General features: G+C 71.1%; 15 protein-coding genes. 7 read left to right on the forward strand and 8 right to left on the reverse strand.

Annotation, left to right across the window (positions count from 1 at the left end):
• Positions 1 to 980, reverse strand: a 980-nt coding sequence (locus tag ACLQ27_RS06485; RefSeq protein WP_425865901.1) for a hypothetical protein, incomplete at its 3' end; no start/stop codon positions are given.
• Positions 981 to 1,184: 204 nt separating this feature from the next.
• On the opposite strand from ACLQ27_RS06485, the gene ACLQ27_RS06490 reads away from it, so the two are divergent.
• Positions 1,185 to 1,784, forward strand: coding sequence for a helix-turn-helix transcriptional regulator (locus tag ACLQ27_RS06490; RefSeq protein ID WP_357493011.1), 600 nt, complete (start codon positions 1,185 to 1,187; stop codon positions 1,782 to 1,784).
• Between the two features lie 18 nt (positions 1,785 to 1,802).
• Here the strand turns inward: ACLQ27_RS06490 and ACLQ27_RS06495 are convergent, their stop codons facing one another.
• From ACLQ27_RS06495 to ACLQ27_RS06525, 7 genes are all read right to left on the reverse strand, one after another.
• Positions 1,803 to 3,161 carry an EsaB/YukD family protein gene (locus tag ACLQ27_RS06495; protein ID WP_425865902.1) on the reverse strand — a complete coding sequence of 453 codons (1,359 nt, stop codon included), beginning with the start codon at positions 3,159 to 3,161 and terminating at the stop codon, positions 1,803 to 1,805.
• Positions 3,162 to 3,168: 7 nt separating this feature from the next.
• Positions 3,169 to 7,185, reverse strand: a complete 4,017-nt coding sequence (eccCa, locus tag ACLQ27_RS06500; protein WP_357574261.1) for a type VII secretion protein EccCa — start codon at positions 7,183 to 7,185, stop codon at positions 3,169 to 3,171.
• 8 nt (positions 7,186 to 7,193) lie between these two features.
• A complete protein-coding gene (locus ACLQ27_RS06505) occupies positions 7,194 to 9,836 on the reverse strand; it encodes a right-handed parallel beta-helix repeat-containing protein (protein WP_357574262.1) in 2,643 nt (880 codons plus the stop codon).
• A 100-nt stretch (positions 9,837 to 9,936) separates the two neighbouring features.
• On the reverse strand, positions 9,937 to 10,737 hold the full coding sequence (locus tag ACLQ27_RS06510) for a hypothetical protein (protein WP_357574263.1): 801 nt from the start codon (positions 10,735 to 10,737) through the stop codon (positions 9,937 to 9,939).
• A 111-nt stretch (positions 10,738 to 10,848) separates the two neighbouring features.
• Positions 10,849 to 11,676 carry a hypothetical protein gene (locus ACLQ27_RS06515; RefSeq protein WP_425865903.1) on the reverse strand — a complete coding sequence of 276 codons (828 nt, stop codon included), beginning with the start codon at positions 11,674 to 11,676 and terminating at the stop codon, positions 10,849 to 10,851.
• 124 nt (positions 11,677 to 11,800) lie between these two features.
• A complete protein-coding gene (locus ACLQ27_RS06520) occupies positions 11,801 to 20,380 on the reverse strand; it encodes a hypothetical protein (protein ID WP_425865904.1) in 8,580 nt (2,859 codons plus the stop codon).
• A 3-nt stretch (positions 20,381 to 20,383) separates the two neighbouring features.
• Positions 20,384 to 20,902 (reverse strand): hypothetical protein, encoded by a 519-nt coding sequence (locus ACLQ27_RS06525; RefSeq protein WP_357574266.1) that lies wholly within the window; start codon positions 20,900 to 20,902, stop codon positions 20,384 to 20,386.
• A 95-nt stretch (positions 20,903 to 20,997) separates the two neighbouring features.
• On the opposite strand from ACLQ27_RS06525, the gene ACLQ27_RS06530 reads away from it, so the two are divergent.
• The 6 genes from ACLQ27_RS06530 (at position 20,998) to ACLQ27_RS06555 (ending at position 24,439) form a co-directional block, all read left to right on the forward strand.
• Entirely contained in the window at positions 20,998 to 21,678 is a 681-nt protein-coding gene (locus ACLQ27_RS06530) for a hypothetical protein (RefSeq protein ID WP_425865905.1), read from the forward strand.
• A gap of 108 nt (positions 21,679 to 21,786) precedes the next feature.
• Positions 21,787 to 22,422: a response regulator transcription factor gene (locus ACLQ27_RS06535; protein ID WP_425865906.1), complete on the forward strand. Its 636-nt coding sequence runs from the start codon at positions 21,787 to 21,789 to the stop codon at positions 22,420 to 22,422.
• Between the two features lie 222 nt (positions 22,423 to 22,644).
• Positions 22,645 to 22,833: a hypothetical protein gene (locus tag ACLQ27_RS06540; RefSeq protein WP_357493031.1), complete on the forward strand. Its 189-nt coding sequence runs from the start codon at positions 22,645 to 22,647 to the stop codon at positions 22,831 to 22,833.
• A gap of 97 nt (positions 22,834 to 22,930) precedes the next feature.
• Positions 22,931 to 23,506 carry a TetR/AcrR family transcriptional regulator gene (locus ACLQ27_RS06545; RefSeq protein WP_357493033.1) on the forward strand — a complete coding sequence of 192 codons (576 nt, stop codon included), beginning with the start codon at positions 22,931 to 22,933 and terminating at the stop codon, positions 23,504 to 23,506.
• A 52-nt stretch (positions 23,507 to 23,558) separates the two neighbouring features.
• A complete protein-coding gene (locus ACLQ27_RS06550; protein WP_357493035.1) occupies positions 23,559 to 24,215 on the forward strand; it encodes a DUF4865 family protein in 657 nt (218 codons plus the stop codon).
• 71 nt (positions 24,216 to 24,286) lie between these two features.
• Positions 24,287 to 24,439, forward strand: coding sequence for a hypothetical protein (locus tag ACLQ27_RS06555; protein ID WP_425865907.1), 153 nt, complete (start codon positions 24,287 to 24,289; stop codon positions 24,437 to 24,439).
• Positions 24,440 to 24,608 lie beyond the last annotated feature (169 nt).

The raw sequence follows: 24,608 nt of genomic DNA on the forward strand, positions 1-24,608 counted from the left end.
TCGCCGGTCTTCTCGTACGTGACGTCACCAGCGGCGTTGCGCTGAACAATCGTCCCGTCGGCGTAGCTCCACGTACTCGAACCGTCGTCGCCGTACGAGATGGAGACCTGCTGCGCGCCGGCACCATCACCACCCGGCAACGTGCCATGCGTCGGCTTGCCATCAGACGTGAACGCATCAAACGACGCCCCATCGCCGGTCTTCTCGTACGTGACGTCACCAGCGGCGTTGCGCTGAACAACCGTCCCGTCCGCATAGCTCCACGTACTCGAACCGTCACCGCCGTACGAGATGGACACCTGACCCGCGTCGGGCAACGTGCCATGCGTCGGCTTGCCATCAGCGGTGAACGCGTCGAACGACGCACCGTCACCCGTCCGCTCGTAGGTGACGTCACCAGCGGCGTTGCGCTGAACAACCGTCCCGTCCGCGTAGCTCCAGGTGCTTGAGCCATCTCCGCCGTAGGAGATTGAGACCTGACCCGCGTCGGGCAACGTGCCATGCGTCGGCTTGCCATCAGCGGTGAACGCATCGAACGACGCCCCATCGCCCGTCCGCTCGTAGGTGACGTCACCAGCGGCGTTGCGCTGAACAACCGTCCCGTCCGCATAGCTCCACGTACTGCCGCCACCACCGCCGTACGAGATCGACACCTCACCGGCGTCAGGCAACGTCCCATGCGTCGGCCTGCCATCAGACGTGAACGCGTCAAAGACTGCGCCATCCGCGGTCACCTGACCGACCACACCGCCATCAGCACCACGCGAAACGATCGTCCCGTCGGCGTAGTTCCACGTACTGCCGCCACCACCGCCGTACGAAATCGACACCTCACCCGCATCGGGCAACGTGCCATGCGTCGGCCTGCCATCAGCGGTGAAGCGGTCGAAGACCGTGCCGTCGGGGAGCTCCTCGCGGACGACGCGGCCGTCGTCGTCGTATTCCACAACTGTGCCGTCGGCGAGGTTCTGGGTGGGCACCGGCACACTCCTGCGGTCGACCGTCCCGGACAGCGACAGAGGCTATGAGCCGACCGGGATCGCGAACAAGACATCCGTTCGGGGACGTCCGGCATTTGTCGCCTGCGTCCTCGAACCGAGGGGCCCCCGCGTACGTCTCAGGTGAGATCTCCGGTGACACACCGGGGAAGTGCGTGGAGGAGCGCCGTGTACAAAGTCGCTGTGGTGGCAGAGCAGCCGATCTGGCGCGCTGGTCTCGAGAAGCTGGCCGGGGACGACCCGGACCGGCTGGTGGAGGTCGCGGTGGCCGACGTCGAGGAGCTGGTGGGCAGCTTCGACCTGGTGGTGCTGGATGTGGCACGGCCGGAGCCCACGGTGAGCAAGCTGATTACCCGGACAATTGCGCACGGTCCGGTGCTGGTCTGCGCGGAATGGCCGGGGCGCACCGGCCTGATGGAGTCGATTCTCGCGGGCGCGCGGGGCTGCGTGAGTCGGCAGGCGGATCAGGACGCGGTGCGTGGGGCGATGCGGGTAACAGTCAAGGGTGGGTTCTATCTGTGCCGACGTCTCGCGGATCGGCTGCCGGAGGAGCTTTCCCAGGTGTCGGCGGAGGAGCCGGGCGCGTTGGCGCCGCGCGAGGCTGAGACGCTGCGGTGGATCGCCTCTGGCTACACCCATTCACAGATCGCGACGCGGATGGGGTTGTCACAGGCGACTGTGAACACGTACGCGAAGCGCATCCGCGCGAAACTGAACGCCGGCAACAAGGCGGAGCTGACCCGCCGCGCGATCGAACTCGGCCACCTCCTGCCCGTGGACCGCTGAGCACCGGGACGGAACTTCTCAGAACAGCGTCCGGCCCACCATTACCAGGTGGCCGAAGACGCCGAAGACGCCGAGCGTGAGGGGTGCGATCGCCATGGCGGCCCCCGCGCCGACGACCTCCGAGCGGCTGCGGCGGATCGGCGGTTTCGGGCCCGAACCGGTGTGCCGCTTGCGGGGTGGCACCAGCACGCTCATGCCGATGCCGAACAGCACTGTCGTGAGCCCGACGCCCACGAGCACCGCCGACGCGGCGGCACCGCCCATCGACATGACGAGCGCGGCCAGCAGGCCGAACCCACCGGCGGCTGTCGCAGCGCCGAGCATCCACAGCTCGACGGTGAAGGCGGCGATCCGTCCGCGGGCGAACAGGGCCAGGCAACAGATCCCCGAAAGGATGACAGCGACAGTACGTCCGGAGAACGCCATCAGCGGCAACGTGACGCAGAGCGCGACAACCGGCCCGCCCATGACGACCCCGGTGATCCAGGCGGAACGGTTCACGAGCCCGGTGGTGGCCTCGGCGAAGGACTGCCGGCCTCGCGGCAACTTCTGGCCCCAGGCGGTGATGGTGGCGGCGAGCCGACGTGACACCGCCAGCATGCCGATGGCAACGGCCGCGACGACGGCACTGGATTCGACGGCGTCGGCTCCGAGGCCCGTGGTCAGCGCCACGAGGCCGGCTCCGGCGGCGAGAGACAGCTCGATCGCCACGAGGAGGACGTCGCCGAGCATGGCGATGGCCATGAGCATCGCGGTGTTGGCGCCGATCGCGGCGCCGGCCCAGCCGGAGAAGGTGAGGCCCTGCGCGATGAGGGCGCCGGCGGCGCCCATGGCCGGTACGGCGGTCAGCGCCATGAGTTGGACGAGCAGCGGCGGCGTCGCCGATTCCTTCTGGCGCACGCCCCACGCCATCCCGAGCAGCAGGAGCCCGCCCGTGGTGAGCCCGATCGCCGCCCCGGTGTCGGCGTTGTAGCGCAGGCCGACAAGCACCGCCGCGGCCAGCAGGAACAGCAGGCCGATGCCGATGACCACAGGGCCGGGATGCGCCGAGCGCAGCCGCAGTTCCTCGGTCTGCTCGGCGACGATCTCCTCGATGTCCTTGACGATCGGGGCGTCGACCGGGTCACCCGCCAGGTCGTAGAGGTAGAGCACATCACCGTCAACGATGCCGGCCTGCAACAGGCTGGTGTCCAGGGCGAGGGGGCCGGCGTCGGGGCGCGACAGTGTCCATACGGGTGGGAGCTGGTCGTTGCTGTCCTGACCGCACACCTCGGCGAGCCGCGCGGTGAACTCGCCGAGCGGGCTCAGCGACGGGAGGGCGACGTCGGCGCTGCGGTAGGTGCCTACCACTGTGACGCGGGTCTGTTCGTTGGCCATGACGGGTCTACCCCTGGGTGGTTTCGGTGACTGCGATCTGGACGAGGCGGTTGGGCTGGCCCCGGCGTACGAGCACGCCCCGGCCCGGAGGCCGCTGCGCCGCGCGTTCGTCGCCGAGGACGACGCCCTCTTTGGGGTCGCCGGAGAGGATGAGGCCACCGCACCCCATGTCGCGGATGCGTGTGGTGAGTGTGTCGGACATGCCGGTGCGGACCATTCCTGCGACGCGGCGGGCGAGGACCAGGTGCAGGCCCACCTCGCGGGCCTGCGGGATGAACGGCAGGAACGGCGCGAGCACGCTCTGCGGGCCGACGATCAGGTCGTAGTCGTCGACGACGACGTAGATCTCGGTGCCCTCCCACCAGTCGCGCGCCTTCAGCTGCGCGGGGGTGATGCCCGGCGGGGGCACGCGTTCCTTGAGCTTCTCCACCACCTGCTGCACGTACACCTGGGCGGTTCCCGCGTCACCGGCGTACGCCCCGAGGTGCTCCTCCGGCACGACGTCCATGAGCCCGTGCCGGTAGTCGAAGAGCACGACGCGCATGTCGTACGGCGAGGTCCGCTCGGTGAGCCCGGTGAGCCAGGTGCGCAGCAGTGAGCTCTTGCCCGACCCGGCGTCGCCGTAGATGAGGAAGTGCGGATCGCCGCCCAAGAGGTCGAGTCCGACCGGGGAGAGGTCGTGCTCGGCGAGGCCGATCGGCACGGCGTCACCGGCCAGCGGCGGCAACTCGTCGACGAGCACGCGTTGCGGCAGCAGCCGGACGGGCGGCGCCACCGGGCCGTTCCAGTGCTGGGAGATCTTGGCAAGCGCCTCGTCCTGTGCCTCGCGCAGCCCGTCGACGGAGTCGATGCCGTCGAGGCGGGGCAGGACCAGGTGGAAGAAGACGCCTGGCGTGCTGACTCCGCGACCGGCCATGTTGGCCGGGATCCTCGCGGCGAGCCGGCGGTTGACGTCCGACTCGGTGGGGTCGTTGAGCCGCAGCTCGATGCGGGTGCCGATGCTGTCGCGCAGGGCTGGACGGATGTCGTTCCAGCGCCCGGACGTCAGCACCAGGTGCACGCCGGCGCCGAGGCCACGCGCGGCGATCTCGGTGACGTACACCTCCGCGCTCTCGAACTCGGCCCGCAGCGCCCCCCAGTTGTCGATCATCAGGAAGACGTCGGCCATGCGCAGCCCGTCAGGTAGCAGCCCTGCCTGGCGGCGCTCGCGCAGCTCGGCGATCGACTCGACGCCGAGCTCGCGCATCTCCCGCTCGCGCTGCACGATCAGCCCGCGGATCTCGGCGAACATGCGATTGACCAGCTCGGGTTCGTTACGCCCCGCCACGCTGCCGACGTGCGGCGCGGCGGCGTACGGGTGCAACGTCCCACCGCCGAAGTCGATGCAGTAGAACTGCAGCTCGTCGGGGGTGTGGGTGAGCATCCCGGACATCATGATGGTGCGCAGGAACGTGCTGCGGCCGGTACGCGGAGCGCCGACAGCGGCCAGGTGCCCGTGCACGCCGCCGAAGTCCATGACCAGCGTCTCCTGGTCCTGCTTGAGTGGCAGGTCGATGAGGCCGATCGGCACGGCGAGGCGCCCGGCGAGCGGCCACACGCGGGCGGCGTAGCCGCGGCCGGCCTTGGGTGCCGGCCGCCCGATGAGGTGGTCGAGAGCCAGGGCGGCGGGCAGCGGCGGCAGCCACACCTGGTGCGCGGGGCTGGCTATCGCCTGCAACCGGTCGGCGAGGACCTGCAACTCGGTGGGGCCGGGCCGGGCGGCCAGCCGCGCGAGTTCGTCGCTCTCACGCTCGACGACTACAGCGTCGGAGCGCAGGTCGAACGGCACGATGGAGGTGCCGCCCGCGGTCATGCTGGCGAGGCGGTCCTCGGCGCTGACGTACGGCGCGGAGACGTGGGCGACACGGAACCGCTGGTAGACCGATTCGTCGACCTTCAGGTACGCGGACCCGGGGACCGGCGGCAGCTTGTACGCGTCGGTCGTCCCGATCACCGTCCGGCTCTCGGCGGCCGAGAACGTACGCAGGCAGATCCGGTACGACAGGTGCGAATCGAGGCCGCGCAGCTTGCCCTCCTCGAGCCGCTGGGTGGCCATGAGCAGGTGCATGCCCAGCGACCGGCCGACCCGGCCGATCTGCACGAACAGCTCGGCGAACTCGGGACGGCCGGAGAGCAGCTCGCCGAACTCGTCGACGACGATGAGCAGCGTGGGCAGCGGTTCGAGGGTTTCCCCGTCGGGGCCGGCGGCGCCGGCGGCGCGGCGCATCTGGTACTCGCGTACCGTGTCGAAGTTTCCCGCGTCGCGCAGGATGCGCTGACGTCGCTGCTGCTCCCCCATGAGGGCGGCCAGGACGCGATCGATCATCGCCGCGTCGTCGGCGAGGTTGGTGATCAGGCCCGAGACGTGCGGAAGCTCCTTGAGGGGTGCGAACGCCGCACCGCCCTTGAAGTCGATCAGGACGAACGAGAGCAGCTCCGGCGAGTGGGTGAGCGCCAGGCCGGTGACGAGCGTACGGAGGAGCTCCGACTTGCCGGAGCCCGTCGCACCCACGATGAGCCCGTGCGGCCCGGAACCGCCCTGGCCGGACTCCTTGATGTCCAGGACGACTGTCTGGCCGTCGCCGTCGGTGCCGATCGGGACGCGCAGCATGCGCGGGTCGCCCGCCGTGACCCAGCGGCCCGTCAGGTCGGCACGGCCGGGGTCGGTGCCCAGCACCATCTCGCTGAGTGAGCGGGTACGCGTCAGCACCTGCTCGCGTTCGTCGCTGAGCCGCAGCGGGGCGAGGTTGCGGGCGATGAGCTCGGCGAACTGCGGGGTGAGATGGTCGGGCTTGCACCGGTGCGCGGGCGTGACCACCGTGTCGGGGTGCCCCTCGGTCACGATGTTGCCCTCGTCGTCGAAGCGGATCCGGAGGTCGACGCGGCTCGGCTCGTCCCGGTCCTTCTCGCTGAGGAAGATCAGGGTGATGCCGAGTTGCGGGCCGGCAGCCTGCAACAGGGCGTTCATCAGGTCTGAGCGGCCCCAGTCGGAGAAGGGCGCGAAGCCGGTGAAGAGCACGACCAGGCGGCGCTGCTTGGCGTCCCCGAGGCGCTCGCTGCTGAGCATGTTGCGCCGGCTCAGCACCTGCTCGTTGCGCCGGGCCAGCTCACCGGCGAGGAAGGCGCCGAGCACCTCGGGGTCCTCGGCGACAAGCGACACCGTGCCGCTCTCGCCCTTCACGTCGGGCTCGAAGGTGTGCGGCAGCCACTTGGTCCACTCCCAGTGCTCGGCGCCTGAGGTCTCGACGGCGATGGTGACGTCGTCCGGCGCGTGCAGCACCCCGATCTGGGTCAGCATGGAGCGGGCGAGCGTGTCTGCCCGCGTCGGGTCGCCCACGACGCTGATGACGCCGGCGCGACCCACATCGATGATCATCGGTTGCTTCTCGACGTGGCCCATCCGGTCGATGAGCCGGTGCGCGGCCTGCAACGAGTCCCAGTCGTAGTCGCCGAGCGGGTCCATGCCGGGGTCCAGCCCCATCGGCGTGACCAACCGGACCGTGCCGTGGCCGACGCGTACCCGCAGGAAGTCCTTGTCGCTCTGGCGCCGCTCCCACACCCGGTGCCGGTTGGCGCTTATCGACCAGAGCCGGTGCGGGTCGGGGTCGACGAGCATCGAAACCGCGCGCTGGGCGTTCGCGACCTCGCGCGCCTCGTCACGGGCCCGGGCGAGGTGGCGCCGGTAGCGGACACGGGCCCTGCGAGCCTGCTTGCCGTTGGCGCTGCGCTGCGACATCCGCATGCCGACGACCGCGCCTGTGGAGGTCAGGAAGAACAGCACGCCGATGATGATCAGGGCGGGTCTGCCGAACGTCACCATGTAGGCGGCCATGCCGACGCTGGACAGCAGCGGCAGCACGAGGCTCCACGCGTTGTTGCCCGGGTTCTCCTTGGGAGGCTCCGGCGGGTTGGGGAGGGTGACCTGCTGGGAGGGAAGCTGCGGCAGCAGCATCCGGGCGGGCCGGTGGAACGCCAGGCGGCTCATCGGGCTCCTCAGCCTCTTACGTCGAACGCGACGTCGGTCAGGTCGGCGGCCTCCAGGGTGCTCAGCTGCTCGTCGCTCGGGTCGTCGAGCTCGGCGATGCGGCCGGCGTGGTTCTCGGTCATCTCCTGGAAAACCTTGCGGGCGAAGCGGCCGTTGCCGAAGCCCTCACCGCGGTCGACGGTCCGGAAGTATTCGGTCAGGCGCGTGCGAGCCTCATCCGACAGCCGGTAGTCGTGGTCCCCCGCGTGCTTGTCGACGATCTGCACGAGCTCTGTCTCGTTGTAGTCGGCGAACGTCAGCGTGCGGGAGAACCGCGAGGACAGACCGGGGTTGACGCCGATGAAGCGGCCCATCTGGTCGGGATAGCCGGCCACGATGACCACCACCTCCTCGCGGTGGTCCTCCATCAGCTTCACGAGCGTCGAGATCGCCTCGTTGCCGAAGTCGCTGCTCTGCCCCTCGGACACCAGGGCGTAAGCCTCGTCGATGAAGAGGACACCGCCCAGCGCACGCTGGAACGCGGCCTGCGTCTTGGGTGCGGTGTGGCCGACGTACTCGCCGACCAGCGTGCCCCTGTCGACCTCGACGAGATGACCGCTGCTGAGCATGCCCAGCGCCGCCAGCAACTGGCCGTAGAGGCGGGCGACAGTCGTCTTGCCCGTACCGGGATTGCCGGCGAAGACGAGGTGGCGGGACATGGGCGGCGGCGCCAGCCCGGCTTCGCGGCGGCGCTTCACGAGGTGCATCAGCTTGACCATGGTGCCCACGTCCCGCTTGACGCTGACCAGACCGATGAGCTCGTCCAGCTGACCGAGCAGTGGCTGCAGCGTGTCCTCCGACGCCTCGGCCTCCGGCGGGGTGCCCGCCTCGGGTGCCTTTGACGAGGTCTGCGCTGCGGCGGGCGCCGGCCCCGCGGTCGCCGGCCACACCGCCGAACCGACCCGCTCGCTGCGACACTGCTCGAAGACGGGCTCGGCGTCCGCACCCAGGCTGACGTCCTCGTCGCAGTCGAGCACGACGCATCGGCGCAGTACGGGGTCAGCCGCGTCCCCGACGTAGAGTGCCGGGTAGCCCGTACGCGAAATCGTCACGTCCTCCGCCTCGCCGTGCGCACCGGTCCCGAAGTAGAGGCCGTTCTTCTTGACCTCGGTGATCGTCACCCGTCGCAGCGTCGGGCGGGCGCCCGTCCACACCGCGAGACCGCTGCCGCCGATCGTCTCGATCCGGCAGTTGTCGAGCACCGGCTCAGCGTCGACGTCAACGAAGACGCCCGCGGCCCCACAGCCCGCCACAGTGGTACGCACCAGCGTGGGCGCCGAACCGGCCGCGATCTCCACACCGGTCTGGGCGATGTCGCGCACGGTGCAGTCGGCGAGCAGAGGGCGGTGCGGTGTGTCCACGCGAACACCTGTGCGGCAGTTGGCGATTGTCACGTCGCGCAGGACCGCGTCGGCCACGTCGTCGACCTGCACGCCGGTGAGGTCGGCGCGGTCGATGCCGGTGCCCTTCGCGTGGAGCACCGAACGGCCGGAGGCACGGATGCCGAGTTCGGCGGTCGTGGTGACAGCGACGCCCAGCAGCGTCACCGACGCACTCCCGGTGAGATGGACGGCTGTGAAGCCGCTCTCGCGCACCTCCGCGTCGCGCAACTGCAGGTGGCTGTCGCCGACCGCGAAGACGCCGTTGGCCTTCGAACCGGTCAGCGAGCCGCCACGCCATCGCACCTGGGCGCTGTCGCGCAGCGCCACGCCGGTCTGGGTGCTGTTGCTGACGCGCACCGAGCGGACCACGACACGGCTGTCGTGCGCGGCCAGCACACCCGCGCTGCCGGCCCGGTCGATCACCGTGTCGTCGACGAGCGTCACCGAATCGCCACCTGTCACGAGGCCGGCGGCTCCGGTACGGCGGATCTCGCACCGCCGCACCACGACTCCCCCGGTCGTGCCCGGCTCGGCGGGCGTCAGGTCGTCGGGCCGGCCGGGGTGCAGTTCGGGCCACCAGTCGGCGCCGAAGCCGGCGCTGCCGAGGACGCGTACACCGTCGCCCTCGATGTCGTGGATGTGGCTGTCGAGCAGGCGCAGGCCCGCGCTTTCGCGAACCTCCACGCCCGCGTCCCCGGCCGAGCCGATGTCGCAGCGCTCCAGCACAGCGGTGGCGGTCTCGCCGACGCGTACGCCGACACCCCGCACGTCGTTGAGCACCGCGCCGGACAGCGCCAGGTACGACGAGCCGCCCGCCGCCACCGCGACGCCGGAAACGTTCGTGACGCGCAGGTCGTAGGCCTCCAGGCGAGCGCCGTCGGCCACGTTGAGCGCACACGTGGAGGTTTCCTCGACGGTGCAGCCGTTGAGCCTGGCCGCCGAACTGCCGGCCACGTGGACGAACCCGCCGCTGACCCGGCTGTCCGTCAGCTCGAGGCGCCCGGCCGAGACCACCACTGCGGCGTTTCCCGTCCGGCTGCCGCGGATCGTGAGGCCCCGCAGAGTGGCCGAACCGCCGCGGAGCTGGACCGCGGGTCCCTCCGGCGCGATCAGCTCGACAGTTGCCGACTCGTCCTCGGCGACGATTGTGACGTCGCGGTCCAGGACCAGGCACTCCCGGTACGTGCCCGGGGAGACCGCGACCACCGCACCGGGCTTGGCCGCCCGCACGGCAGCACCGATCGTCCTGTGCCGACTCCACGCGCGTGTGGAAACCCGTTCGATCTTGGCGGTCGCGGGCGTACGGGCGGCGGTTCCCGCGGCGAGAGACTCAGGACCCACAGTTCACCCGCGCCTGTCCGAACACCACACGGGCGTTGCTCGCACCAGAGGTGTTCGAGGCGTCGAGGCTGACAGCGAGCTGGTTCTGGTGCACGGGGTAGGTCCCCGCGTCGAACCATTTGCCAGCGTTCGCGTCCTGATCGACTGTGAAACTCGCGAACGGCGTGCCCGTCGCGCCGGCTCCGACCATGTACGTCGCCTTACTGACAAGCGCCGAGCCGGTCTTCGGCAGGTAGACGCTGACGGCGCAGGATCTGATGTTCGGCCCGGGGGTGAACCACCAGGTCGCCGACTGTCCGGTGGCCGCACGGCCGTCCCTGCTGGCGGGCCGCGGCAGCGTCACCGCGGTGCCGTGGCAGCCGCCCTGCGACCAGCCTCCCTTGCCGATCGTGCGCCACGCCCCGATCCGGCCACGGGCATCGAACCCGCGGTCCGCCGCCGCCTCGCAGTCCCAGCCGGCCACCGCGTCGAACGTGCCCGTCGGCAGGACGCTGGGTGCGACAGTGGTGCCCTTCGCCGCCGCCTTCTGCTGCGGGGTCATCGGCCGGACGAGGTGCCAGAACACCCCGACAACGAGCGCGCCGACCGCCACCGCGGCGGTCACGGTGATCAGGGTGGGCAGGCGTACTGTCACCCGCTCGCTCGCCGGGCGTTCCGCGGCGTGCTCCACGAACGCGCGAACGAACTCGCGCCGCTGGCTGACCTCTGCCGACGCCCGATGCTCAGGTGCCGGCGGCGCCGCCACCGTCGCCCGGCGCACCGGCTGCTCAGCCGCGGGATCCGTGCTCACAGGTCCAGTCATGTTGGTCTTTCGCGCTTCGCTCGACGTCCGTGACGCACTGAGACGGCTCGTGGGACGTGGGGGTTCACGCCCGCCCGAATTTTCTCCGCTCCCGTACCGCTACCCGGCGCCAACCTCCTCGGCCGGCTCGACATTTCGTGGCAGGAACAGGCACGACAGCGCGCGGTGCAGCCCGACGGCACCCGCCTCGGCCGCCACGAAGCCGGCGTCGCGGGCATGCCTGAGCAGCCCCTCGTCCGGCGCGATGCCGTGTTCGCGCAGGTAGTAGGCGACGGCGTCGGTCCAGACCCAGGCCCCGTCGGTACGGAAGTTCGTCGGTACGACGGGGCCGCGCTGCGGGTCCACCACATCGTCCTGGGTCTGCGGCGTCAGCAACAACGTCTGGCCGCTCTCGAGGAAACCGAGCGCGGCGTCGCGCTCGGGGCCCTCCAACCGCGGATGCCCCTGGTCGAAGTACGGCCCGGCATACGGGTCGACGCCGTCGAAAACCCGCGCCACCTGGACCGGCTCGTCGGCGTCGAACGCCCAGAGCAGCGCGGAGGCGCCGAGCGCCGCGTGGGCCGCCGGAGGCACCAGGTCCCCGGTCGCGAACTCGATCAGCAGGGTGGTGTCGGGACCGGCCTCGGCCAGTGCCGAACGCACCGCCGCGGCGGCGACTTCCGGTTCCTCCGCCTCAAGCAGGTAGACGCGGGTCCCCGGACCGTCGGTCGCGTCGGCGGCGAAACGCCACGAGCGCCAGAGCGCCGACGTGCCCGGGGCGGCGAGCACCGCCGCCACCACAGCGTCGTCGTAGTCGTCGGTGGCCGCGGCCCAGAGCGGCCCGGTCGCGGCCGTGAGGTCCAGCACGGGCGGCATCACCTCGCCCGGGGCCGGGACGTCGGTCCGCAGCACCCGATGGACGTGGGCGTTGTCGTCGATGCTGTCCATGTTCCTCGTTCCCCTCAGGTGCCGGCCCGGTGAACGGGCACCGCGCATCGTCGCGCGGGCCGTGGGGGCGCGGCCAACCCCCGCGAACGGGGGACCCGGCGGTACGCCCTCGCCGGCGACCTCGTCACGGGCAGTCGAAAACCAGCTCGGCGAGGCTGGCCAGCACCGCACGGTTCGCGCTCGCCGGGCCGGCGAGGGACAGCAGGGCGTTCATCAGCGGGCTCTTCGTCCCGACCGACAGGCCGTTCGCCGCGCCCAGGACCCGGTCGGCAGGTACCGGCTCGCCGCGCAGCGCCGTCTGGGCGTAACCGAGGACCGCCGCCAGCGCCACATCGGAGCGATCCGGGTTCGCCAGGCCGAGATGGAGCTCCGGCAGGGCCCCGCGGACGGCGTCGCCCGCACCGAGCAGGTCGAGCAGTATCCGGTCGCGCGCCGCCGCGTCCGGCTCGGCCAGGAACGCTGCCGCGGCGTCCCCGTGACCCGCGGCCCGGAGCGTGGTCAGGGCGTCGTGAGCCGGACCGGCGTGCGTGTCGACTGTCGGTACGCCGGTCAGCCCACCCGACGTCGCGTCCAGCTCGGGCGCGCTCTGAAGCATCGGCACGGGCGGGCGCTGCACCTCGGGGAGCGGGCTGAGCCACTGCACCCCCTGCCGCCCCGGCTCGACCGGAAGGCGCTCGATGAGGTCGAGACCGGCCCGCGCGACGGCCTCGGGGACCGGCACGCCTGGTACGCCGACAACTATCGACGCGTTCCCACCGTCGGAACCCGAGCGGACCCGTGTGGCGAGTTCCGGATCGGGCGACCCGGCGGGCCGTGCCCACACCCGCTGCGGCAGGTCTTCCAGCACCCAGCCCTCGGGCAGCTCGAACAGCCCGGAGCGGCTGCCCTGCCGGAGCCCGTACGGCGGCGGGGTCTCCTGGGTGGCCGGGCGGACGAGCCAGTGTTCCGCCCAGCGCTGCAGGGTCGGCGTACCGTCCGCGGTGACCGGCACCGCCCGGCGTGCCTGCCGCGCGTCGGTCGGCCGCTCGGTGTACGCGACAGTGACGCCGTAGCGGTTGCCCAGCGTCCTGAGCACCGCCTCGGGCACCGTCGGGGCATGCACGACGATCTTGGCGCGCTGTGCGGGGTCGGTGACCCGGCCGGTGACCTCGGTGAGGAAGCCGGCGAGGTCGGCGCCGGGAGCCACGATGACACGCTGCTCCCCCGGGATCGGGACGAAGGAGTCCGCGACCATGGCCATCCCGTTCACCGGCGGGGCGCCCGGCTGGCGCAGCAGCAGGCCCGAACCGACAGCCGCGGAACCGCCGGGCAGCGTCGCGGCCGCGTCGAGCAGCGCCTTACGCAGGGCGGCCGGGCTGAGCAGGTCGTGGTTCGGCAGCTCGATGCTCACCCGTTCTGCGAGATCCCGCAGGCCGGTCTCGGTCGCGGCGGCCTCGCCCTGGCTCGTCGCGCCTCGAAAGAGCCTGTCGTAGCGGGTCAGCCATTCGTACGCGAAGGCGACCGACAGCGTCGCGACGACGCTCGACGGCAACGCGTCGCGGGTGGCCAGCAGGCCCTCGAAGGCACGTTCGGCGTGATGCAGCTCGGCGCCGACCTGCGCGTGGTGCAGGAGGCGTGCGGGCACCGACTGGGCGAGGTCTGCCGTACGCTCCGCCAACTCGGCGACTGCCGCCGCGACCGCGATCTCGGTGTTGCCGCCCCGCTCGGCGCGGGCTCGGGCCGTGGTGCCCGCCTCGCGCAGCACCGCCTCGATCTCGCCGGCTATGCGATCGCGGACGTCGGCCGGGACCTCCCGGCCGTCGCGGTGCAGCGCCGCCGACACCCCGGCGCGTACGGCTTCGAGGATCGGTGCCGCCGCACTGTCGTACGCGGTCCCGGGTGTCCCCGCCGACTCGGGCAGTGCCGGGGCGCTCGGGTCGGCGTCGGCCGTCGCGGCGCGGGCGCCGTACTCGCGCAGCTTCTCGTCGTCGAAATAGCGCGCGATATCGCGCTCGATCTCGGCGGCGACGGTGTCCCAGTGTGCGCCCTGACTCTTCGCGAACGGGTCGAGCTGCTCCTTCACCGTCGCACGCAGCTTCGCCCCGGCGGCGGCGAGGAACTCCTCCCGGGCCATCGTGTAGGCCGACTCCGGCAGCGGATCCCGGCCGGATTCCGCGGACACCACCCTGTGGTTCGCAGCTGCGGCGTCCAACGCGGCGTCGTGCCGGTGCGACTGCAGGTGCACGAAGGCTTCCTGGCGGATGCTGGTGCGCAGGTGCTCGTACTGGTGGCCCCACTGGGCCTCGGCGTCGACGAAGAGCGCGTCGTACCCGCGCACACCCGCCGTGACCGCTGGGGCGAACACCTCCTCGAACCACCGCCGGCCGGTGGTGACGAAGTCCGCCCGGAACGCGTCGAGCACTCCCGGGCGCAGCCCGTCGAGCGTCGCCACGCCGGTGCGCTCGGTTTCCGCCACGGCATGAGCGAGCACGGTGTCGAAGTCAGCGACCAGGTCCGGGCGGTGCCGCTCGGCCAGCCGGGCCGTCTCCAGACGCTGGGCGTACTGCGCCTGCAGGGAACTCGCCTCCTGCTGCCAGCGCTTCGCCCGCTCGGCGTCGGTGAGCGCCGCGATCTCGTCCACCGGGTGCAGCAGCGCGTCCAGTCGCTCCTGGAACGCCTGGCGCTGGAGGTCCTCCAAGCCGTAGAAGTGATTCCCGCGCAGGGCGAGTTGCTCGGCGGCGAACCGCTCGCCGAGGGCGCGCAGGGACACCTCCGACAGGTCCAGATTCAACGCGTCCGTGGTGCCCGCGCCTACCAGTCGGTGGAACTGTTCCGCAGCGCTCTGCGCCGCCATCCAGGCCTTACGCGCCAGGATCACGTCAGCCTTGATGCTCGTGAACTGCCGGTCCTCGTACGCCTCCCACACCGCTTCGCGGCCGCCGTCCTCGGCGAAGCGTGCGTCGTCGCCCTGGTACCGGATGACGTCGTGGTGGTGCAGGACATCCGCGATGACTGTGGGGCGCATGCCATCCAGCACGCTTGTGGGCAGGTCCAAGCCGTAGTCGTAGTCCACCACGCCCACCGCACGGGTCAAGAGGTCGTCGGCCATCTCGGCCGCCTCAAGTTCCCGGGCGAATCGCGCCGGATCGCCGATCCACCGGTCCCGCAACAGGTCCCGGACCGCGGACGGGAGCGACTCCGGGTCCCGCAGCGCGTCCAGCGTGACAGTGAACTCCGCGTCGGCGACGGTCACGACCGGCTCGTCCACGTCGACGGTCGCGGTCGGCACGCCCTCGGTGACGGCCTGCGCGATGATCTGCGGCAGAGCGGATGCCACGGCGGCGACGTGCGGGCTCCACGAGTCGGCCTCCGGCTTGTCGCGCCAGGCGTCGACGATGCGGGCGTCGTATTCGGCTCGGACGGCGTCCACGTCGAAGCGCGCCTCAGGATTGGCCGTACGGAACTCCGCCACCCCGGCCCGGAATCGGCTGTCCGGGTCGAGGCCGGCCGCGTGCAGGTCGCGCTCAGCCGCGGCGGCAGCGACGTTCCGGCCCTCAATGTTCTGCTCGGCCCGCTCGACAGGCGTCGGTGAATCCGTCCCGCCGCGTGGCAGATCGTCGGACACGTCAGCACGACTCGCAGTCGGCGGCGTGGCGTTCGGGTCGCGGGGCTGCGGTTTCGCCATGAGAAGGCCCTCGCCCGGCCCCTCCGGCAGGATGCTCTCGGGCCGGGTCTGCTTGCCGGGCAGCGGCTTGACGTCCTCCGCGTTCAGCCGTGCGGTGAGGTCGTCCATCACCTTGCCGAAGGCGCCCCGGTTCACCTCGGTCTGCTGGACCGCCCGCGCAGCCAGTTCGTCGGCGTGCTGCTTCGCCGTGATTTCGGAAACCTTCTCCGCGATCTCCAGGTGAACCTGGCCGGCCGCGTCGGGGTCGCCCGAGCGGTACGCCTCCGCCAGCCTGCTCCGGGCGCTGTTCACGAAGTCATCGGCGAGGTTGTAGCCGTTCGGCATCGTGAGGTCGGCGAGCCGGTCGCCCAGGCCCTTCGTCTCCTGCGCCGACATGAGCTCAGCGCGGAAGCCCGCCCGAGCCAGCTCACGCAGCTCGGCGTCACCGCCGACGAGGTCCTGGGTACGCACCTTGTTCGGTGTGAGGTCGTAGCGGCCGTACATCTCCTCGACCAGCGTCCTGCGCGCCGCGGCGGCGCTGGTGTCGTCCAGGAGCGACGAGCCCCACCGGTCCTCGATGGTCTTCAGCAGCTGCGTGGTGGCGGAGTCGTCGAGCCCCGCGTCCTCGGCCAGCCCCTTGCCGAAGGTTTGCAGCGAGTCGAGCCTCTCACCGTTGGTCGGCACCGTGGGCAGCACCGGAAGCTCGGGCACGTCTGCCGGCGGCGTCAACTCCTGCACCTGCCGCTGGTGCTCCTCGTCCCGCGCCCGGATCTCCGGGTCGGTGATCTCGTCGGTGCGACCCATGCGGTCCGAGACGGACGGCTCGGGCCGCGGACCGGGCGAGGGCTTGAGCGTGGTTCCGGCGTGCAACTCGGGCAGCACGTCCCGGCGGAACACCTCCCGCACGGTTGCCAGGGCCTCGAGTTCTTCCGGCGTACGCGTCGCCGCAGGCGTCGGCGTGGGCTCCACCGGTTCGACCTTCGCCGCCGATGCAGGCCGCTCGCTGGGCTTCCCCAGCGCCTCGAGCCGGCCTTCGAGATCCTCTTGCTCCTGGTCCTGGATCCGGGTCGCACGCTGGTCCGCGACGGTCCGCGCTTCGTCCAGCGGGTCGGTGACCTCCCTGATTGCGGCCTCGTCCCCCTGCCGCAACCCGAGCGTCAGCCGCTCCCGCGCTGCGTCGTCGAACGGCAGCCCGAAGCGCCGGAAGTCGTCGTCGAGCAGCCGCACATAGCGGTCGATGAGGTGGTTGCCCTCCCCGAGCTTCTCCAGTTCGTCGCCGTACACCTGCCGCGCGTTGCCGCCACCGACGCCACCGTCGATGTCGCGCGCGGCGAGCGTCGCCGCACGATCCGGGTCCATTCCCGCCCGTACGGCGGTGTTCTCCAGCAGCGTCCGCTTCGCCTCGTCCAACGACAGGGTTTCGCGGTAGCGCGCCTGGATGTCCCCGCGGATCTGGGTGATCTCAGCGGGCGACAGCCCGGCCTTGGCACCGAGGTCATCGGCCGAGGCCAGCAGCTCGTCGAACTCCCGCTGATGCGGTGGCGTCTCGAGCTGGAGCTCCGGTTCACCGCCCTGCGGGTCCCGCTGGTACTGCGCCCACTCCTTTTCGGAGGCCACGATGTCGTCGTGTCGCTGCCGCGCCGACGGTTCGACTCGCGTCGGCTCTGCAGGCGAGCGGAGGTTCATGGCCTTCGCCGGGCTCGCGCCATCGGCGGCGCCGACACGATACGTGAGTTCGGCGAGCGGTCCCTCGCGGAAGTCCTGGGTGAATTTCTGTTGGGCGGCCTTCTCGGCGGCGGCGTCCGACGCGGCGATGGCCTCCCGGTCCGCGCGCCACTGAGTGAGTTCCTTCACCCGGCGCTCCAGGTTCTCCATGGCATTGTCGTGCGTCGCCTTCGCCGTGGTCGTCCGGACCTCGATGGCGCGGTCGAGGTCACCGCTGATCTTGGCTGATGCCGCTTCGTCGCCGGCCCGCAGTGCCTGGGTCAGCTCCCTACGGGGGCCCTGCGTCATCGTGACGCCGAGGTCCTCGGCCCGTCCGACACGCAGGTTGACCAGACGCTCGATCATCCGGTTGTCATCCGCGAACGCCCTGATCTCGGCTCGGAACTCGGCGCGGGACACCTGCGCGGTGGCGGTGTTCGGTGATGTCGCACGCTCGGCGAAGCCGCGGGCCACGCTCGGGTCCATCCCCGCCCGTACGCCGATGTCCTTGATCAGCTCACGGGTCGCGGCCGCATCGGCGCCCTTGTCCAGCACACTGTCGCCGTACTTGGCTTTCAGGTTCGTCAGCAGCTCGTCGATCTCCTTCCGTGGCAACCCGGCCGCTTCGCCGAAATCTTCGACGAGCGCTCGCTGCCTTTCCGTGCCGGTCGGCACAGCCGGGAACTCCGGCAACTCGGGTTCCTTCGGCGCGGTCTTCGGGACCTGGAGCTCCTCGCTTCGCAACGCCTTCAACGCGTCCGGGTGCGACATCGAACTCCGGCCGGCGCCCAGCGCCTCCAGACGCTGCTCCAACCCACTGATCGACGTCGAATCCGATCCCTTCGACCCCTTCGAGCCAGGCCCACCCAACGCCTCGAACCGCTCCTCCAACGACCTGCCCTGCCCGGCATCGACACGCGCAGTCGCCGACGACTCCGACACCGGGGACTCCGACATCGACCGACGGGGCGGTGTCGCGGTCGGAACCTCGGCCGCGTCGGGCCGCGACGACGGCCCGACCGGACGACCCGTCGGCGTCTCGACGTCGGCAAGTCGGGGTGCGCTGCCGTGCGGGCCGGAGCCGGCGCGTCCGGCCGGCGTCCTGGCATCGGCCGGACGCGCCGCGCTGGCGTCCGGACCGGAGTCGACGGGCCGCACCGTGGACGAACCGACGTCGGTGGAGCGCTGCGGGCTGCCCGTGCGCGGCGATGCCGCGGTCGACGTCAGGTCCGTGCTGCTGCGCGGGGTGGTGGAGGCCTCCGCCGGCCGCGGCGCATCGGTGCCGGCGGGAATGTCGCGGGTTGGAACGACCTCGCCGGGCCGCGCGACGCCGGGAGCGGACGTGCCGGCCTCGCGCGGAGGCGTAATCCCGTGCCCGGCATTCACGCCCGCGGTGTTACCGGGGGTCGACGACGACACCGCGTCGCGGACCGGGGCCGGGCCTCGACCGGGATCGTGTACGGGGGCGTCCGGGAACCGGCCCGGCGTGGCCGACGGCAGGTGCTCGGCACCCACCACGCGCGCGGGCGGCGCGGTGACGTGGGTGCCGGCGGGCAGGTCCGGGAGCGCACCGGGGCGCATCGCCGGCGGCAGGTTGACGCCGTGCGGCACAGCCGCGGGGCCGCTCGTCGTCGTGTAGTGCAGTCCGCGGTTCTGCCCGGTTGCCGCACCTTCGGCAGTCGACCCGCCGCGCGCCGCGTTCGCGCCGGCCGCCGCCGCCTCATGCTCCGGCACCGCTGGCGGCGTGGCGTTGACCGCGCCGGACCGGGGTGCCGCGCCCGCGGGCACGTTCTCGCCCAGATGCGGCGGCGTGAGGGTCGTACCGGCGGCATCCGGACGGCCGGTGGCCGGATTGACGACGTTCCCGCCTGTCGACGTGGCGGGCACGTCGGTCACGGCCTCCCGGCCGCCCGCGAAGCCCGTCGCGCGGTTGTCCGGCGTGACGGTACGGCCCGGCCCGTGCGTGTCGACTGACGAGGCGGCGACGTCGGCGCCCGCGAAGCCCGTCTTCGGCTGCGGCGTCGCGGTCAGGTCGCCGTGGCCGGAGATGGTGAGGTCGACACTGCCGGGGCGGGACGGCTGGGGCGTGAGCGGCGAGACCTGCCCCAGGTCCACACTGCCGCGGCCGCCCACCGAGGCGAGCGGGGGGACCTCGCCACCAGTGGAGACTCGCGGCGGCTGCCGGTCCAGGTTGGCGCCGCGATCGAGGTTGGCAACCGGCGGGGTGTCGGCTCCCGACACCGTGGGCGGCCGACTTGCGACGGTGCCGGGCGGGGCGGTCTGCACCTCGAAGGTGCCGGCCTTCCCCGGACCGGGCGGCGCGCTGATGGTCTTACCTGGAGTGGCGCCACCGGGCGCGGCGGTGGTGGTCTGCGGCATCGGCGTCGCCGGGGTGGTGATGGTCTCCCCGGTGCGGGGGGCGGCCTGCGGGTTGGCGTGCTCGACCGTACGCCCGGCGCTGCCCACCGACCCTGCGCCGGAGTGGACCCGCTGGTCCCCCACGCCGGTGACGGGGGCGCCACGGCCGGCGCCGGGGACGACCGGAGGGGCGATGGTGGTAGCGCTCGCGCCAACCCCGTCGATGCTCACCGCGCTGCTGTCCACAGTGGTGTTCGAGTAGGGCTTCGGCCCGGTGACCAGCGTGCCGTTCGTGGTCACGTCGGTGCTGGAACCGCCCTTGGGTGTGGGTGCGGGACTGGGGATCGGACCGGGCTTGGCACCAGTGGCCGAGCCCTTGACCGGCACGTTGTTGACGCCCCGGATGGAGAACAGACCGCCCATGACACCGGCGATGACGGTGCTGATCGCGATGCTGGCGGTGTACTCGGCGGGCACGCCCATGATGCTGGAGACCACCGCCGTCGTGCCGAACTCCATGGCGACCTGCAGCGAGCCCCAGACGAGCATGCCGATGGCGACGTCGATGACCGCGGTGACGATCTTGCCCATGACCTGGCTCATCGCGGTGAGCAGGCCGGCCAGCAGGCGGCCGAGGGCCGCGAGCATGGGGCCGAGGACGGCGCCGAGACCCATGGTCAGGATGCCCAGAATGGCCAGCACGATCTCGATGATCGTACGGGCCTTCTCCTTGTCGATCTGCTCCTGAACCTTGTCCGCGTACTCGTCGAGGAACTTCGCGAACTCGTGTGCCGCGTCTTTCATCTTGCGCAGCTTGAGGTCGACGATGTTCGTCGCGATGTCCGCGGACAGGCTGGCGAATCCGGTCCACTTGACGTCGTTGTAGGCGGCCAGCACGTTGTCGCCGAGGAGTTCCAGACGGTCGCCCTCGGCCCGCCAGTCGTTCGCGAGCTGGCGCAGCGCCGCGGGATCCGGACGTCCGTCCTTCGAATCGCCCACGGATCAGCTCTGCTCCGGCTTGTGCCACGGGTAGGGGTTGGCCGAGTAGTCCGCCTTGATCGGGTCGAGGGTGGTGTCGTCGCTCGGCGGCGGCGCGCTGTCGCCGGTGCTCTCAGCCTCCTGCCGCATCTGGGCGCAGAAGGCGTCCCACATGTCGGTGACGGAGTGCTCGGCGTTGTTGTAGTTCGCGGCTGCGACGACGACCCCGGAGCGCACCTTGTCGAGCAGGCCCGGCGTCTCGACTGTCTGCCCGTCGGCGCTCGGCACGCCGAACAGCCGCTCCTGGATGTCCTTGAGCCGGGCGTTGAACTCGTCAGCGGCCTCGGCGCTGTCGCCGATCCAGCCGAGCTTGAGGCTCTCCCAGGTCTTGCCGACGGCGTCCCAGTGCTCGACGAGGTTGGTCATGACGACCTTCATGTGCTGCGCGGCGTACCGATGCATCGTCTGCGGTGACACGTTGATCTCGGTCGACGTCAGGTTGTAATCGGCCAACTCGTCACCCCTGCTGCGTTCCTGGTCCACCCCGTCGCCGAGACGCTAGCCGCGCATGCGGCCAGTCTTCGAGACCCCACTTCGGGGACGTTGAACCTGTCCGCACCCGCGCGCAACAGTGCGGTATGGAAACCAACGCCGTGCCCGTCGATCTCACGCAGACCTGGCGGGAGGCCCGCAGCGTCGACGGCAAGGACTCCTCGATCGTCTTCACGCCGCCGAAGTCGGACGGAAAGGGCGGCTACGTCGACTCCGAGGGCAACCCGGTCGACCAGTACGGCCGCGACATCCCGCAGTCCGACGGCAAGGGTGGATGGGTCAACAGCGACGGCGAGCCCGTCACCGAGGAGGGCGCTCCGCTGCCGGCCGCCGACGGCTCGGTGCCCGAGCCGGACCTCAGCGACTGGCAGGTCAGCACCGGCGATATCCACGACGCCGAGAACAGGATCCTCAAGCTGACGCAGACCGAGATCGACGAGTTCGAGAAGTTCCGCGACAGCGTCATGCAGCGGGCCAGTTGGATCTTCTACGCCCCGAGCTACGCGGCCACCCAGGTCTCCAAACACGCAGGTGACCCCATCGGGGGCAACCACTACGCCGCGTGGTCTCCCGGCCCGGACGAGTACTACCCGAGCGTCAAGGACCCGCACCCCGAGCAGACCGAGCAGATCCAGTACAACCAGTACCAGCTGCTACAGGGCGTCGGTGGCGTGCTCGAGCTGGTCGGCCAGTACGTCGCCAAGCTCAACAACACCGCCCAGATCTACGCCGCGGCCGACATCAACTCCGCACCGCCCACGGACTGACCCGCTCGGCAGCACTTTTCTGCGGCCGGCGTGAACCGCGACCCGACATCGTCCGTCTTAGGGCGGCCGCGCGACAGCGCGGGCGTAGCCGAGTCGAAGGAGCCCGGGGTGTTCGAAGTCGCCGTCGTGTCGGAGCAGCCCGTTTCCCTGGCCGGCCTGGAGAAGCTCGCGTCCGACGCCGCCGACATGCGCGTCACCGCCGCCGCCGCGACGGTCGAGGAGCTCCTGGAGATGGCGGGGCACTACGACGTTGTGGTCCTGGACCTGCCGGAGTACGCCGACGCCGCAGAGATCTCCCTGGCCGCGTCGCTGGGCTCACCGCTGGTCAGCGCCGGCTGGCGGCGCACCGGCCTGTTGACAGCGGTACGCGCCGGAGCACGCGGCTGCGTCGGCCACCGCACCGAGCAGCGGGACATCCGCGAGGCGTTGCACGTCATCGCGGGTGGTGGGTTCTACGTCTGCCCGCGGCTGGTCGGCCGCTTCCAGGAGGAGCTGGCCCGCGGCGGTGGCGAGGAGACGAGTGGCCTGGCGCCACGCGAGATCGAGACGCTGCGCCTGATCGCCGCCGGCTTCACGCACGCGCAGATCGCCACGCGCATGGGGCTGTCACCGGCGACAGTCAACACGTACGCGAAGCGGATTCGCGCGAAGCTCAACGTCAGCAACAAGGCCGAGTTGACGCGTGCGGCGATCGAGCTGGGCCATTACCAACAGAAGCAACCCCTGAGCCGGGCCGCCGCCTGAACGCCTGCCGCAGTCACGGACATCGAGCACCTTCGTCGGCCGACTGACGGCACTCGTCGTCCGCGCGCTGTCATCGCCGCGGTCGCCACCGACCGAAGCCGAGCCGACGGACCTCCGTACTCGCCCGCCGGTGGCGGGCGGGACGAAGGACCGGCCGTTGATCGGTTTCCCTGCCGCTCGTACGGGTACCGCCGCTGGTCAGGACCGAGGAAGGGGAGGCCCATGACCGAGCGGGAAGAACGGCGTGACGGGGAGCAGCCCGGGGTGCCGCAGGACGAGGCGGCCCGTGACACCCGGGAGGTTCAGGACGCCCATGGCGGCAGCATGGCGCCGGGGCTGGTCGACGACACCGGTCACCCGGTGACACAGACGCCTGCCGACCGGTTGGCCGAGACCGAGGGCGCGGACTGAGGCACCGGCGTCGGGCGTGTTCTCGGGGCTGACCGGCCGTGCTCGGCGCTCGGTCCCACCGTCGAGCACTGAACCTACTAGTAGGTACAGTGCTCGAATGAGCACTGTCGAACGACTCGTCGAGAGCACCCGGGAGCTGCTGTGGGAACGCGGCTACACCGGAACCAGTCCCAAGGCCATCCAACAGCGAGCCGGGGCCGGCCAGGGCAGCATGTACCACCATTTCTCCGGCAAGCCCGACCTGGCGCTCGCGGCAATCAGCCGCACGGCCGAGGAGATGCGGGCCAAGGCCGAGGCGCAGTTCGCCACCTCAGGCACGGCAATGGAGCGGATCACCGCCTACCTGCGGCGCGAACGGGACGTCCTCAAAGGCTGCCCCATCGGCCGCCTCACTCAGGATCCCGAAGTCATGGGCGATCCGACCTTGCGCGCCCCGGTCGACGCGACACTTTCCTGGCTACGCGAACGCCTCAGCGAGGTGCTGGCCGAGGGCCGGAACCGCGGAGAGCTGGCCGCCACCATGGATCCGACAGCCACCGCCGCGACAGTGGTGGCCGTTCTGCAGGGCGGCTACGTGCTGGCCCGCGCCGCCGACTCCACGGCACCGTTCGACCAGGCGATCACCGGTGTGCTGAACCTGCTGGCCGCGTACGTCGCGCCCGCCGGCTCGTAGCGCCGCCATCCCGGCGAGTGGCACTGGCACAGGAGCCAGGCCGGCCACCTTCATGACCCACCTGGCCAGCTGCATACCGACCTGGGAAGGCGACACCGTGTACGCCAAGCAGTACGACATCACCCTGCCCGCCGACTACGACATGCGCATCATCCGCAAACGCGTAGCCGACGGCGGCCATCTCCTCGACGACCGCGCCGGACTGGGGCTGAAGGCGTACGTCATCCGTGAACGCGGCATCAACGACTCCCCCGTCAACCAGTACGCCCCCTTCTACCTCTGGAACGACATCGGCGCCATGGCCCACTTCCTGCTCGGCGGCGGATTCCAGAACATCATCCGCGACTTCGGACGTCCGGTGGTCCGCCACTGGACCGGCGTCGCCTGCCACCCCGGCCCCGCACGCACGGCGTTCCCTCAGGCAGCCTCGCGGCGTCTCACCCCGATCCCTGCCGACTCGGATCCGGGCCGGACCGGCCTGGGGCTGGCCGCCGCGATCGACCAGGAGATCCAGGACCTTCGCGCGCTGGCCCGACACGAGGACGTACACACCGCAGCCCTTGCGATCGACCCCCAGCACTGGGAGCTGATGCGGTTCGTGCTCTGGAACGGCGCCGTCGCTCACGACGAGGCGGCCACCGAACGCTACGAGGTCCTCCACCTGTCGGCACCCGGGCTGGCGGATCTGCCCACCGGACGCAACTGGTAGGCCGAGCCACGAGGGCGCGTAACTGCCTGCCGCAGGAGTTGCGCGGCCCGCTGCTCGACGCGGTGGCGCCGGTGTTCACCGACAGCCTGCACATCGGCTTCATCGTGGCCGCGATCGGCACCCTGATCGGTGGGTTGTTCGCCCTTCTGGTGCTGCCCGGTCGCCGCCGGGCGTGGCGAAGCCTGCCGCTCCCGCACCTGCGGCCCCGGAGGTCCAACCGGTGAGCCGAACAACTTCCGCGACCGTGGCTTCCCCGTGGCCACGGTCGCCGGGCTGTCCACATCCGGGGGGAACCTCAGGGTATTGGGGGCCGAAGGTCCCTCGGTTTCCGGCTTGCGGCCCCGGGTGGCCGACCACGGCTGCGCCTAACGTGGGTCCTGGCAGAGACGAGAT

The sequence above is a fragment of the Micromonospora sp. DT63 genome (assembly GCF_049841615.1).
GTDB lineage: Bacteria > Actinomycetota > Actinomycetes > Mycobacteriales > Micromonosporaceae > Micromonospora.

Bases quoted from the DNA above. Each gene is read 5' to 3' on its own strand.
- ACLQ27_RS06495 (WP_425865902.1), bottom strand. From the start codon at position 3,161: ATGGCCAACGAACAGACCCGCGTCACAGTGGTAGGCACCTACCGCAGC.
- eccCa (WP_357574261.1), bottom strand. From the start codon at position 7,185: ATGAGCCGCCTGGCGTTCCACCGGCCCGCCCGGATGCTGCTGCCGCAG.
- ACLQ27_RS06515 (WP_425865903.1), bottom strand. From the start codon at position 11,676: ATGGACAGCATCGACGACAACGCCCACGTCCATCGGGTGCTGCGGACC.
- ACLQ27_RS06530 (WP_425865905.1), top strand. From the start codon at position 20,998: ATGGAAACCAACGCCGTGCCCGTCGATCTCACGCAGACCTGGCGGGAG.
- ACLQ27_RS06540 (WP_357493031.1), top strand. From the start codon at position 22,645: ATGACCGAGCGGGAAGAACGGCGTGACGGGGAGCAGCCCGGGGTGCCG.
- ACLQ27_RS06545 (WP_357493033.1), top strand. From the start codon at position 22,931: ATGAGCACTGTCGAACGACTCGTCGAGAGCACCCGGGAGCTGCTGTGG.
- ACLQ27_RS06550 (WP_357493035.1), top strand. From the start codon at position 23,559: ATGACCCACCTGGCCAGCTGCATACCGACCTGGGAAGGCGACACCGTG.